We start from the raw sequence: 12,387 nt of genomic DNA on the forward strand, positions 1-12,387 counted from the left end.
TTCCCTGGGGAGCGATGGCACGCCTGGCGGGGCGGCGGGCCCTGTTCGCCGCCCCCGTCCTGACCGTCGTCACCTTCGGCGTGTTCGCGATCGCCGCCGCCTCCCCCTTCGACCCCGTCAAGGCGTACGGCGGCACCGCCGCGCTCGGCGCCGACCAGGAGACGCTGGACCGGCTGCGGGACAACCTCGGGGTGGACGAACCCTTCACCGCCCGCTGGTGGCACTGGCTGACGTCCGCGCTGAGCGGCGACTTCGGCCACTCCACCGTGATGCGGCAGCCGGTGGCGCAGGTGATCGGCGAACGCCTCGGCTGGTCGGCGCTGCTGTGCGCCGTCGCCTTCGCCGTCGCGGTGCTGCTGGGCACCCTGCTCGGGGTGCTGGCGGCCCGCCGCCCCGGCTCGGTCACGGACCGGGCCGTCACCTCGCTCGCCTACTGCCTGGAGGCGGCACCGGTCTTCTGGATCGCGCTGCTCGCCGTCTGGCTGTTCGCCCTCCAGTGGGACGTGCTCCCGGCCGGCGGCCTCACCGACACCGCCAGCGAACGGGTCACGGCGGGACAGGTCGCGAGCCACCTCGTCCTGCCCGCCGGGGTGCTCGCCGTCTCCCAGCTGCCGTGGTTCGCCCTGTACGTCCGCCAAGGCGTCGCCGACGCCCTGGCGGAGGACCCCGTACGCGGCGCCCGCGCCCGCGGCCTCGCCGAACGCACCGTCCTGCTCGGCCACGCCCTGCGCTGCGGACTGCTGCCGGTCCTCACCCTGATCGGCTCCCGCGTCCCCGAACTCATCACCGGCGCCCTGCTGGTGGAGAGCGTCTTCAGCTGGCCGGGCATCGCCGCGGCCACCGTCGAGGCGGCCACCGCCGTCGACTTCCCGCTGCTGGCCGCGCTGACGACGCTGGCCACCGCCGCCGTCCTCGCCGGGAACCTGCTCGCGGACGTGCTGTACGGACTCTTCGACCCGAGGGTGAAGCTCAGTGACATGTGACCCTCCCGCACCCGCCGGGACCGCCTGGCGCTCCCACGGCACGGACCGCCGCTCCACCCGCGCCCTGCGCGTGCGCACCTCGGCCGCGCTGGTGGCCGCGACCGTCCTCGCCGTCCTGCTCGTCCCGCCGCTGGTCCAGCTCGACCAGCAGGCCGTCGACCTCGCCGCGAAGCTTCAGCCCCCGTCCTGGGAGCATCCCTTCGGCACCGACGACGTCGGCCGCGACCTGCTGCTGCGCTGCGTGTACGGCCTGCGCGTGTCCCTGCTGGTCGGCGTGGCCGCCGCGCTGACCGCGACCGTGGTCGGCACCGCGGTCGGGGCCGCCGCCGGGGCCCTCGGCGGCTGGGCCGACCGCGCGGTCATGCGGGTCGTCGACACCGTCTCCTCCGTGCCCCACCTGCTGCTCGGCATCTTCATCGTCGCCATGTTCCGGCCGGGCGTGTGGCCGGTGGTCGTCTCGGTGGCGCTCACCCACTGGCTGTCGACCGCGCGCATCGTCCGCGCCGAGGTGATGTCCCTGCGCGCACGCCCCCACATCGACGCGGCCGTCTCCGGCGGCGCCTCCCGGTGGCGTGTCGCGGTACGGCACCTGCTGCCCGGCGTGCTGCCCCAGGCCGGCCTCGCCGCCGTGCTGATGGTGCCGCACGCCATGTGGCACGAGTCCGCACTGTCCTTCCTCGGGCTGGGACTGCCCGCCCACACCGCCAGCCTCGGCACCCTCGTCCAGACCGCCCGGGGCTCCCTGCTGGCCGGCCAGTGGTGGCCCACCCTCTTCCCCGGCCTGTTCCTCATCCTCCCCACCCTCGCCATCGCCGGACTCGCCGGGGCCTGGCGGGAGCGGATCAACCCCCGCCGGCGATCGGAGCTGATGCTGTGACCGAGCGAGCCCCCGTGCTGTCGGTGCGCGGTCTGTCGGTGCGTTTCCTGATGCCGGGCGGGCGCCGCGTCGCCGCCGTCACCGACGCCCACTTCGACGTGGCGCCCGGCGAGTGCCTCGCCCTGATCGGCGAGAGCGGCTGCGGCAAGTCCGTCCTCGCCTCCGCCCTGCTCGGCCTGCTCCCCGGCAACGCGCAGACCGCCGGGCAGGCCCTGCTGGGCGGCCTGGACCTGCTCGCCGCCGACGAGCACACCCTCGCCCGCACCGTACGGGGCCGGCTGATCGGCCTCGTCCCGCAGAGCCCCGCCGCGCACCTCACGCCCGTCCGCACCATCCGCTCCCAGCTGGAGGAGACCGTCGCGGAGCTGACCGGCGTCCGGGGCCGCGCCGCCCTGCGCGCCGCCGCCGAGGCCGCCGCCGAACGGGCCGCCTTCCCGGCCGGCCACCTCGACCACCACCCGCACGAACTCTCCGGCGGCCTCGCCCAGCGCGCCGCCACCGCCCTCGCCCTCGTCGGCGACGCCCCGCTGCTGCTCGCCGACGAACCGACCACCGGACTCGACCGCGACCTGGTGGACCGCACCGTCGACGAACTGCGCCGGCACGTCGACGCCGGAACCGGCGGAACCGCCGGAGGCACCGGCGACGGCGGGGGCACCGGCGGCGGGGGCACCGGCGGCGGCCGGGCCCTGCTGATGATCACCCACGACCTGGCCGCCGCCGAGCGCATCGCCGACCGGGTCGCCGTGATGTACGCCAGCCGCATCGTCGAACTCGCCGACGCCGCCGCCTTCTTCGGCACGCCCGGCCCTCGCCACCCCTACAGCCGCGGCCTGCTCCAGGCCCTGCCCGACCGGGCCTTCACCCCCATCCCCGGGCTGCCGCCCGAACTGGGCGACCTCCCCGACGGCTGCGCCTTCGCCGCCCGCTGCGCACGCGCCACCGACGTCTGTGTCCTGCCGCCGCCGGCCGGCACGGTCGCCTGCCACCACCCGCACGGGGAGCCCGCCGCCTGGACCCTCGATGCCGACCGACTCGCCCCGGAGGGCGCCGACCGTGCTTGAACTGCGCGCCATCACCGCCGGATACACCCGGAACGCGCCCGTCGTCCGGGACGCCTCCCTGACCATCGCCCCGGGCGAAGCCGTAGGCCTGCTCGGCCCCAGCGGCTGCGGCAAGTCCACCCTGGCCCGGGTCGCCGCACTGCTGCACCGCCCCGACTCCGGCACCCTCGTCCTCGACGGCGCACCCGTACGCCGCTGGCGCCACCGCGCCCCGCGCGAACAGCGCACCGCCTTCGGCGTCGTCTTCCAGCAGCCGCGCCTGTCCGCCGACCCCCGGCTGCCGCTGCGCGACCTCATCGCCGAGCCGCTGCGCGCCACCGGCCGGCGCGAGGGCCTGGCCGAGCGGGTCGCCGAACTCGCCGCCGGCGTCGGCCTGACCGCCGACCTGCTGGGCCGGCGCCCGCACGAGGTCAGCGACGGCCAGCTCCAGCGCGCCTGCCTCGCCCGCGCCCTCGTCCTGCGCCCGCGCTGGCTGGTGTGCGACGAGATGACCGCGATGCTGGACGCCTCGACCACCGCCGCGCTGGTCGCCGTCGTCGAGGACTACCGCGCCGCCACCGGCGCCGGCCTGCTCGCCGTCGGCCACGACCGCGTCCTGCTGGACCGCTGGTGCGACCGCACGGTCCACTGGGAGACGCTCACGGCGTCGCCGGCCTCCACCACCGGCGCACCGGCCGGCGCGACCCCACGGGAGGCAGTCAACTCGCGTGTCCCTCTGGACAGGTGACGCGCCCGTTCCACATCCTCGGGGGAGACAGGAGCGCGACTCCGGCAATTCCGGCACGACTCACCCGCACCGCCGATCGCACCATCGGAAGGTAGGCGTCCGTGAAGTTCAGCTACGCCATGCTCCCCGACTACCCCCTCGCCGACTCGCTCGACTCCATCCGGCTCGCCGACGAACTGGGCTTTTACGCCTGCTACGCCGCCGACGAGACCTGGCACAAGGACCTGTGGCTCCTCTTCGCCGCCGCCGCGGCCCAGACCCGCCGCATCCGCCTGGGGCCGAGCGTCTCCCCGGTGACCCTGCGCGAGCCGACGCTGATCGCGCAGGCCCTCGCCACCCTGGACGAACTGACCGGCGGGCGCGCCGAAGGAGTCCTTTCCAGCGGCAACTTCGGACTGCTGGCCCAGTACCGCATCGACTGGGCCCGCACCCGGCCGCTGTCCCGGGTCAAGGAGGCCCTGCACGTGGTGCGCACCCTGCTGGACGAGGGCAGCATCACCTTCGACGGCGAGTTCCACGCGTACGACGGGCTGTTCACCTTCGCCCGGCCCGTCCAGGACCGGGTGCCGCTGAAGCTGGGCGCGATGCGCGGGCCGAAGTCCTTCGAGGCGGCGGGGGAGCTCTCCGACGGCTGCCACCACGCCCTCGGCTACACCCGCGAGGCATACGACTACGCGGTGCGGCACATCCGCGCCGGCGCCGAACGCGCCGGCCGGGACTGGCGCTCGCTCGACATCGGCGCCTGGGTCGTCTTCGCCACCGGGCCCGACTCGGCCGCCGCCAAGGACGCGGCGCGCAGCATGGTCGGCATCTACGCCTCCTCCATGCCCGAGGAGCAGCTGCGCCGCAACGGGGTGGAGCCGGGCGAGCTCAAGCCGGTCGTCGAGGCCATCGCCGCCGGCGATCTGGCCCGCGGCATCGAACTGACGACACCGGAGGTCGCCGAGCGGCTCTCCGTGGCGGGCACGCCCGAGGAGTGCCTGGAGAAGATCCGGCGCGAGATCGCCCCCGCCGGGGTGAACCACGTGATCTGCGCGCTCACCGACCGCACCCTGGTCAAGGCGTTCACCGGCCGCGACCTGCCGGACGTGGCCGACGTGAACACCCAGCTCCGCCTGATCCACGAGCGGATCATGCCGGCGTTCGCCTGATCCGGAGCAGGCCGGTTTTGCGGAAACGGCAAAGCCGTTCGTCGGCGCGGGGCGGTCGGGTGCAGGCTCGGAGGCAGGGCGCCGGGGCCGCCCCCGTGCGCGCCCCGGCCCACCGGCCAACCCGTCCGACCGCCCTTTCAGGAGGCGCCATGAGCGACACCCCCGCCCCGGTCCGGCCCGCCGACTTCTGGGAGGCCCGCTACCGCGACGCCGACCGCGTCTGGAGCGGGCGTCCCAACGCCCTGCTCGTGCGGGAGGCGGCCGGCCTCGCGCCCGGCACCGCCCTCGACCTCGGGTGCGGCGAGGGCGCCGACGCCGTGTGGCTCGCCTCCCGCGGCTGGCGCGTCACCGGCGTGGACATCTCGGCCACCGCCCTGACGCGCGCCGCCCGGCACGCGGCCGAGGCCGGTGTGGCCGACCGGGTGACCTGGGAACGCCACGAGCTGGGCCGGTCGTTCCCCGAGGGCACCTTCGACCTGGTCAGTGCCCACTACCTCCAGTCGCCCGTCGAGCTGGACCAGCGGGCGGTGCTGCGAAGCGCCGCCCGTGCCGTCGCCGTGGACGGGACCTTGCTGGTCGTCCTGCACGCCGGCTGGCCGTCCTGGCAGACCGAACCGCCCTTCGCCCACGCGTTCCCGACGCTGGAGGGGGTCCTGGCCGACCTGGACCTGCCCGACGGCAGGTGGACGGTGGAGACGAAGGAGACGGTCCGCAGGGAGAGCGTCTCGCCCGACGGGACCGAGGGCTTCCGCGACGACCACGTGTGGCGCCTGCGGCGGACCCGGTAGGGGCCGGCGGGGATCGGCGGGGAAGGTGGGGAAGGGGTCAGACGCCGCAGGTCGGCGCGGACCAGAACCGGCCGCCCCGGTGGTCGAGGTGGGTGTGGTCGTCGTGCCCCGGGTAGCCGGGGCCGAGGATGCCGTTGAAGCCGTGGTTGCGGGCCTGCCTGGCCAGGGTGCACAGGGAGTGCGGCCCCGCCCCGAGGTCGGCGGCGTCCCCGTACAGGTGGCGGCTGTCGCTCGCGCCGCCGACGGCGTCGTTGCAGGCGCGGGAGCGGAAGCCGCTGGTCACCGTGATCGGCTGGTCGCCCAGGGCGTGCCGCAGGGCCTCCAGCTTCCACATGGTGCGCAGGGCGTTGGCCTTGGCGGTCGCCGCGTCGACCGCGCCGCCCGACCAGGTGGTGTTGCAGTCGTTGAGCTCGGCGTACGTGAAGTGGACCGGGGTGCAGTCGTCGTCCTGGAGGGCGTAGAGCTTGCTGAAGGTGGCCGGACCCGCGACGCCGTCCGCGGTGAGGCCGTACGCCGACTGGAAGCGCTTGAGGGCGGCCGCGGTGGCCGGGCCGAACTGCCCGTCGACGGCCAGGACGGAACCGTACCCCGGGTAGCCGCCGAGCCGGATCTGGAGCTGGGTGACGTCGGCGCCCGAGGAGCCCTCGGACAGGGTGCGGCTCCAGGTGTAGCAGCCGTCGGCGTGCGCGGTGCCGGCGGTGACGAGGGCACCCGCCGTAAATCCTGACACGATCATGACAAAAGCGAGAATGGTTCTGACGGCGCGAGCGACCATGTGATCTCCCTGCGGTGAAAGCGTGGTCCGGCGATGTCGTGGGACGCGCGTCAACGATGGGGCACGCGGCGGGGCGCGGGCAAGAGCCGGGAGCAGCGGCACGGCCGGGCACGGGCAAGAGCCGGGAGCGGCGGCGCGGCCGGACGGCGCGCCGCGGTGCCGCGCCCGTGGCGGGCGGGCCGCCCGGCGCGGGGCCGACTGGCGGGCACCGCCCCGGGTACCCGCGTGCCCGCAACCGGCGAGCGAGGGAGCGGTCATGGGTGTCCGGAAGGGGGCGTCGAAGGCGCAGGGGGAGAAGGGCCGGAAGGGCGGGAAAGGCGGGAAAGGCGGGAAGGGTGCCGCGCGGCTGCGGGAGACCGCCGCCGAGGTGTTCGGCTGGGATCACCTGCTGCCCGAACAGCTCCGGGCCATGGAGTCGGTCCTGGCGGGCTGCGACACCCTCGTCGTCATGCCGACCGGGTCCGGCAAGTCCGCCGTCTACCAGGTCCCCGGCGTCCTGCTCTCCGGCCCGGTCGTCGTGGTCTCCCCGCTGATCGCCCTCCAGCGGGACCAGATCGCCGGCCTGCCGGACGGCGACCGGGCGCCCGGCGCCGTCGCCGTCAACTCCGACCTCACCGCGTCCCAGGCGGAGGCCGCCTGGGACGCGGTGGCGCGAGGCGGCGCCCGCTTCCTGTACCTGTCGCCGGAGCAACTGGCCAAGGACGACGTCGTGGAGCGGCTGGCCGCCGCCCGGCCCGCCCTGTTCGTCGTCGACGAGGCCCAGTGCGTGTCCTCGTGGGGCCACGACTTCCGGCCCGACTACCTGCGCCTGGACCAGGCCGTACGGCGCGTGGGACGGCCCCCGGTGCTCGCCCTGACCGCGACCGCCGCCCCGCCCGTGCGCAAGGAGATCGCCGAACGGCTCGGCATGCGCCGGCCGCGGCTGACGGTGGCCGGATTCGACCGGCCGAACATCCGGCTGGAGGTCCGCCGGTTCCTCGACGAGGACGAACGGCGCCGCGCCGTGGTGGAGCGCGCGGCGGCCGAACCCAAGCCGGGCATCGTCTACGCCGCCACCCGCCGGGACACCGAGGAGTACGCCGGCGAGCTGGCCGCGCTCGGCCTGGCCGCCGAGGCCTACCACGCCGGGCTGCGCGCCGCCGAACGCGCCCGTATCCACGACGCCTTCCTCGGCGGCGAGGCCGACGTCGTGGTGGCGACCTCGGCCTTCGGCATGGGCATCGACAAGGAGGACGTACGGTTCGTGCTGCACGCCGCGCTGCCGGGCTCGCTGGACGCCTACTACCAGGAGATCGGCCGCTGCGGCCGGGACGGCCGCCCCGCGCTCGCGGTGCTGCACTACCGGTCCGAGGACACCGGCATGCAGACGTACTTCGCCGGCCGCACCCCCGGCCACGAGACCCTGTCCGAGGTCGCCGACGCCGTGCACGGCCACCGCGACGACCCCGCCGGGCTGGACCGGCTGCGCCGGGAGACCGGGCTGTCCCGCAACTGGGTCACTGCGGCGGTGAACCTGCTGGAGGAGGCCGGTGCCGTCGCCACCGGCGAGGAGGGCGAGATCCGCCCGGAGGGCGGCGCCCCGCCCGAGGAGGCGGCCGAACAGGCCGAGCGGGCCGCCGAGGCGCACCGGCGCACCGACCGCTCCCGGGTCGACATGGCCCGGGCGTACGCCGAGACCACCGGCTGCCGGCGGCGGTTCCTGCTCGGCTACTTCGGCGAGGAGTACCGGGCGCCGTGCGGCACCTGCGACGTGTGCGAGGCCCGGGAGGCCGAGGGGACCGAGGGGCCCGAAGGGGCGGGCGGTGGAGAGGAGGCGGAACGGTCCCGGCACCCCGCCGCGTCCGCCTTCCCGGTCGGCGCCCGGGTGCGGCACGCGGAGTGGGGCGAGGGCTCGGTGCTGAGCGAGGACGGCGACCGCATCACCGTCCTGTTCGACCGGGCGGGCTACCGCACCCTGTCCCTGAAGGCGCTGTCCGGACGCGACGACCTGCTCGCGGTGGTGGGGGAGGAGCCGGGAGCCGGGCCGCCGCCCGGGCGGTGAGCAGCCCGGCCCCTTCCGCGGCGGCCGGCCGCACCCGTTCCCGTTTCCGGCCGGGGCCGGGGGGAACCCCGAACCCCGCCACCACCCGCGACACCGACCGGAGGTGCGGAGATGACCGGCCACGACGATCACCGGGAGCCCAGGGAGAACCGGTACACCCGGGCCCGGGACCACGACGAACCGGGCGCCCACTCGGGCTCCGAGAGCCAGGCGCGCGAGCGCACGGTGCCCGGCACCGCGAGCGCCAAGGAGGGATACCAGACGGAGCACGGCACGACCGCGGGCAACCCCTTGGAGGGCATCGAGACCAGGGAGCCCGGGGCCGTCCGTCCGGAAGGCGCCGACGAGGGGCGGAAGACCCGCGGGAGCGGCCGGGGCGAGAAGTCCGGCGGCACCTGAACGGGCCGCCTGAACGGGGTCGGCCGAGGCCGTGGCGCGCTTGAACGGGGTCGGCCGAGGCCGTGGCGCGCTTGAACGGGGTCGGCCGAGGCCGTGGCGCGCTTGAACGGGGTCGGCCGAGGCCGTGGCGCGCCTGAACGGGGTCGGCCGAGGCCGTGGCGCGCCTGAACGGGGTCGGCCGGGACCGTGGCGCGCCTGAACGGGACCGGGCCCGCGCCCTGCCCCGGGCCGCGTCGGCCGCCTCGACGGGGTGTGTCGCGCCGACCGCCTCAGCCCTCCACCACGCCGGCCGCCTCAGCACTCCGCCGCGGCGGCTGCCCGGTGCCCCGCCCACGCCTCCTCGCGCAGCCCCGGCCGGAGCAGGACGTCCGCGGCGGTGCACGCCAGGGCCTGCGCCGCGGCGAGCAGCACCTCACGGGCCCGCCCGGAGGCGGCGGCCGCCGCGAACTCGGGGGTGTGGTCGGAGCCGTCCTCGTCCATGATCGCGACGAACGGGTGGATGGCGGGCACCCGCGTGCTGACGTTGCCGATGTCCGACGAGCCCAGGTACACCCCGGGTGCGGGCGGCGTCAGCGTGATCCCGGAGTGCGCCAGGTGCCCGGCGAACCGGCCGGACAGGACACCGCTGTCCCGGAAGTGGTCGTAGCGGACCGTCGCCCGCTCCACCTCGGCGCGGGTGCCCGTGGCCCGGGCGACGCCCTCCGCGGCCTCGCGCAGCCGCCCGGTCAGCTCGTCCAGGGCCCGCGTGGTGGCCGCGCGCAGCCCGAACCGCCCCTCCGCGTACTCCGGGACGATGTTGGTCGCCGTGCCGCCGTGCGTGACGATGCCCTGTATGTGCGAGGCCGCGGGCAGGCGCCGCCCCAGCACGGCGAGCACGTTGAACAGCTCGATCAGCGCCGCCAGCGCGTCGACGCCCTCCGTCGGGTTGCCCGTGGGGTGGGCGGCGCGTCCGTGGAACGCCACCTTGTACTGCACCTGCGCGGTCAGCGGCGCCCACTGCCAGCCGTACACCCCCGGGTGGAACATCAGCGCCGCGTCCACGCCGTCGAACACCCCGGCGTCCGCCTCGACGGCCTTCCCGCCGCCGCCCTCCTCGGCGGGCGTGCCCACGGCCGTCACGCACCCGGCGGTGCCCTCCAGCACGGCGTGCAGCGCGAGCGCCGCGCCCAGTCCCGCCGCCGCGATGAGGTTGTGGCCGCAGGCGTGGCCGAGGCCGGGCAGGGCGTCGTACTCCAGCAGCAGCGCGACGGCGGGACGCCCCTGGCCCGAGCGCGCGGCGAACGCGGTCGGCAGACCCGCGACGCCGCGGTCGACCACGAAACCGGCGCGTTCCAGCTCGCCGGTGAGCAGGGCCGCCGCCCGGTGCTCGGCGAAGGCGTACTCGGGGTCGGCGTGCAGGCGCAGGGCGACGTCCCACAGCGGGCCGGCCCGGTCGGTCACGGCCTGGCGGAGGTCCCGGTGGACCTCGTCGAGCGTGCGGGCCACGCGGCCTCCTCGATGTCGGGGATTCGGGGGTTCGGGGATCCGGGGCGTCGGGTGCGCCGGATCCGTGCCGTCGTACCGGCCACGGGTTCCACCGCCCGGCCGGTGCGACACCCCCCGGGTTTCGACGGTCGCGCAGCGTCAACACGGACGGTGTCCCCGGAAGAGACCACCGGCGGCCGGGACGGCCCTGCCCGGGGACGGGCCGGAGGGCGCCGGGATACGAGGCGGGAGGAACGATGGATCACTCGCGGGTACCCGTGCTGGAGGCACTGCAGGAGTTCCGGCGCCGGGGGGACGTGGCCTACGGCCCGCCCGGCCACAAGCAGGGACGCGGGGTCGATCCGCGGGTGGCGGACATCGTCGGGCTCGACGTGTTCCGGTCCGACGTGCTGTCCCTCAACGGACTGGACGACCGCCGCCAGTCGCAGGGCGTGCTGAGCCAGGCCCAGGACCTGATGGCGGACGCGGTCGGCGCGGACCGGGCGTTCTTCTCCACCTGCGGCAGCTCTCTGTCGGTCAAGACCGCCATGCTGGCCGTGGCCGGGCCCGGCGAGAAGCTGCTGCTGTCCCGCAACGCCCACAAGTCCGTCATCGCGGCCGTCGTCGTCAACGGCGTCGAGCCGATCTGGGTCCACCCGAAGTTCGACGGCGAGCGGCACCTGGCCCATCCGCCGGAGCCCGACGACGTACGCCGCCGCCTTCAGGAGCACCCGGACGCCAAGGGCATGCTGCTGATCACGCCCACCGACTGGGGCACCTGCGCGGACATCGCGGGGGCGGCCCGGGTCTGCCACGAGTTCGACGTGCCCCTCATCGTGGACGAGGCGTGGGGCGCCCACCTGCCCTTCCACCCCGGCCTGCCCGCCTGGGGCATGGACGCCGGGGCCGACCTGGTGGTGACCAGCGTCCACAAGATGGGCGGCGCGATCGAGCAGAGCTCCGTCTTCCACCTCCAGTACGACCGGGTGTCGCCGGAGGCGCTCAAACAGCGCGAGGACCTGCTGGGCACCACGAGCGCCTCGTCCCTGGTGTACGCCACGCTCGACGGCTGGCGCCGGCAGATGGTGGAGCACGGCCACGAGCTCCTCGACGGCGCGCTGCGCCGCGCGGAGCGGATCCGGGCGACGGCGGCGGACATCCCGGGGCTCGCCCCCATGGGCCAGGAGGTCGTCGACGCCGGTCTCGCCGCCGCCTTCGACCCGCTGAAGATCGTGATCGACGTACGGGGGCTCGGGATCAGCGGCATGCAGGCGGCCGAGTGGCTGCGGGCGAACCGGCACGTGGACGTCGGCGGCTCCGACACCTGCCGCATCAGCGCCTCGATCACCCACGCCGACGACGACGAGACGGAGAAGATCCTCGTGGACGCCCTGCGCGCGCTCGCGGACGAGGCCGGCTCCCTCGAACGGCGCCCGCCCGTACGGCTGCCGCAGCCGTCGGCGCTGGAGCTGGAACAGGCCATGCTGCCGCGCGAGGCGTTCTTCGCACCGGCCGAGCACGTGCCCGCCGAGCGCGCCGCCGGCCGGATCGCCGCCGAGATGATCAGCCCCTACCCGCCCGGCGTGCCGGTGGTGGCCCCCGGAGAGGTGATCACCGACGAGGTCCTCGACTACCTGCGCAGCGGTGTCGAGCACGGTGTCCTCATCCCCGACGCCGCCGACCCCTCGGTGCGGACGCTGCGCGTGGTGGCGCGCACCTGACGCCCCCGCCCCTCAGTACCCGTCAGGCCCCGCCCTCCGGGCGGGGCCTGACGTATGTCCGGAACTCAACCATCGCATCACGCAGAAACTGTCTCCGTCGTTGAAAAAGTTATTTCTGTACTTTTTTGGGAAGTTAGACATGTTTTGTGATGTGACGGACACTTGGAGGACGAAGGCAATTGGCGAACATGAGGGAGATGGTCATATGCCTTCCACCGACAAGCTGACCGAGGAAGTCATCGGCATCCAGGGCATCGACCTGGAAGCGGAGCTCGACCCGGCGGAGCCCGAGGGCATCTACCGCGACAGCCGGCAGAACGCCGCGCTGGCCTTGTTCGGCGGCGCGTTCAAGCTGCTGCTGTCGCCGCCCACCCCGCGTCCGAAGAAGGGCTGACCG

12 protein-coding genes are annotated in these 12,387 nt (G+C 75.2%); 10 read left to right on the top strand and 2 right to left on the bottom strand.

The window, feature by feature from the left end:
- Positions 1-14 precede the first annotated feature (14 nt).
- The 6 genes from ABZ340_RS25095 (at position 15) to ABZ340_RS25120 (ending at position 5,590) form a co-directional block, all read left to right on the top strand.
- Positions 15-983: an ABC transporter permease gene (locus tag ABZ340_RS25095; RefSeq protein WP_358784072.1), complete on the top strand. Its 969-nt coding sequence runs from the start codon at positions 15-17 to the stop codon at positions 981-983.
- Complete coding sequence (locus ABZ340_RS25100; protein WP_358784073.1) at positions 973-1,860, top strand: ABC transporter permease; 888 nt, start codon at positions 973-975, stop codon at positions 1,858-1,860. The genes ABZ340_RS25095 and ABZ340_RS25100 overlap by 11 nt, the downstream gene beginning before the upstream one ends.
- Positions 1,857-2,924 carry an ABC transporter ATP-binding protein gene (locus tag ABZ340_RS25105; protein WP_358784074.1) on the top strand — a complete coding sequence of 356 codons (1,068 nt, stop codon included), beginning with the start codon at positions 1,857-1,859 and terminating at the stop codon, positions 2,922-2,924. Before ABZ340_RS25100 ends, ABZ340_RS25105 begins: the two co-directional genes overlap by 4 nt.
- Positions 2,917-3,651: an ATP-binding cassette domain-containing protein gene (locus ABZ340_RS25110; protein WP_358784075.1), complete on the top strand. Its 735-nt coding sequence runs from the start codon at positions 2,917-2,919 to the stop codon at positions 3,649-3,651. Before ABZ340_RS25105 ends, ABZ340_RS25110 begins: the two co-directional genes overlap by 8 nt.
- Before the next feature lie 101 nt (positions 3,652-3,752).
- Positions 3,753-4,802: an LLM class flavin-dependent oxidoreductase gene (locus ABZ340_RS25115; protein ID WP_358784076.1), complete on the top strand. Its 1,050-nt coding sequence runs from the start codon at positions 3,753-3,755 to the stop codon at positions 4,800-4,802.
- A 149-nt stretch (positions 4,803-4,951) separates the two neighbouring features.
- Positions 4,952-5,590, top strand: coding sequence for a class I SAM-dependent methyltransferase (locus tag ABZ340_RS25120; protein ID WP_358784077.1), 639 nt, complete (start codon positions 4,952-4,954; stop codon positions 5,588-5,590).
- Positions 5,591-5,627: 37 nt separating this feature from the next.
- Here ABZ340_RS25120 and ABZ340_RS25125 read toward each other — a convergent pair whose 3' ends face one another.
- The gene (locus tag ABZ340_RS25125) at positions 5,628-6,365 is read right to left on the bottom strand and encodes a D-Ala-D-Ala carboxypeptidase family metallohydrolase (protein WP_358784078.1); all 738 of its coding nucleotides are present in this window, start codon (positions 6,363-6,365) and stop codon (positions 5,628-5,630) included.
- A 256-nt stretch (positions 6,366-6,621) separates the two neighbouring features.
- On the opposite strand from ABZ340_RS25125, the gene ABZ340_RS25130 reads away from it, so the two are divergent.
- A complete protein-coding gene (locus ABZ340_RS25130; protein WP_358784079.1) occupies positions 6,622-8,406 on the top strand; it encodes a RecQ family ATP-dependent DNA helicase in 1,785 nt (594 codons plus the stop codon).
- 111 nt (positions 8,407-8,517) lie between these two features.
- On the top strand, positions 8,518-8,805 hold the full coding sequence (locus ABZ340_RS25135; protein ID WP_358784080.1) for a hypothetical protein: 288 nt from the start codon (positions 8,518-8,520) through the stop codon (positions 8,803-8,805).
- Between the two features lie 294 nt (positions 8,806-9,099).
- On the opposite strand, the gene ABZ340_RS25140 is transcribed toward ABZ340_RS25135, so the two are convergent.
- Positions 9,100-10,290 (bottom strand): amidohydrolase, encoded by a 1,191-nt coding sequence (locus ABZ340_RS25140; RefSeq protein WP_358784081.1) that lies wholly within the window; start codon positions 10,288-10,290, stop codon positions 9,100-9,102.
- 236 nt (positions 10,291-10,526) lie between these two features.
- Between ABZ340_RS25140 and ABZ340_RS25145 the strand changes: the two genes are divergently transcribed.
- Positions 10,527-11,990: an ornithine decarboxylase gene (locus tag ABZ340_RS25145; protein WP_358784082.1), complete on the top strand. Its 1,464-nt coding sequence runs from the start codon at positions 10,527-10,529 to the stop codon at positions 11,988-11,990.
- Between the two features lie 205 nt (positions 11,991-12,195).
- Positions 12,196-12,384, top strand: a complete 189-nt coding sequence (locus tag ABZ340_RS25150; protein ID WP_358784083.1) for a hypothetical protein — start codon at positions 12,196-12,198, stop codon at positions 12,382-12,384.
- The last annotated feature ends 3 nt before the right edge of the window (positions 12,385-12,387 follow it).

The sequence above is a fragment of the Streptomyces sp. NPDC006134 genome, assembly GCF_040628835.1.
Classification (GTDB): domain Bacteria; phylum Actinomycetota; class Actinomycetes; order Streptomycetales; family Streptomycetaceae; genus Streptomyces.

Bases quoted from the DNA above. Each gene is read 5' to 3' on its own strand.
- ABZ340_RS25095 (WP_358784072.1), top strand. From the start codon at position 15: ATGGCACGCCTGGCGGGGCGGCGGGCCCTGTTCGCCGCCCCCGTCCTG.
- ABZ340_RS25120 (WP_358784077.1), top strand. From the start codon at position 4,952: ATGAGCGACACCCCCGCCCCGGTCCGGCCCGCCGACTTCTGGGAGGCC.
- ABZ340_RS25125 (WP_358784078.1), bottom strand. From the start codon at position 6,365: ATGGTCGCTCGCGCCGTCAGAACCATTCTCGCTTTTGTCATGATCGTG.
- ABZ340_RS25130 (WP_358784079.1), top strand. From the start codon at position 6,622: ATGGGTGTCCGGAAGGGGGCGTCGAAGGCGCAGGGGGAGAAGGGCCGG.
- ABZ340_RS25135 (WP_358784080.1), top strand. From the start codon at position 8,518: ATGACCGGCCACGACGATCACCGGGAGCCCAGGGAGAACCGGTACACC.
- ABZ340_RS25145 (WP_358784082.1), top strand. From the start codon at position 10,527: ATGGATCACTCGCGGGTACCCGTGCTGGAGGCACTGCAGGAGTTCCGG.
- ABZ340_RS25150 (WP_358784083.1), top strand. From the start codon at position 12,196: ATGCCTTCCACCGACAAGCTGACCGAGGAAGTCATCGGCATCCAGGGC.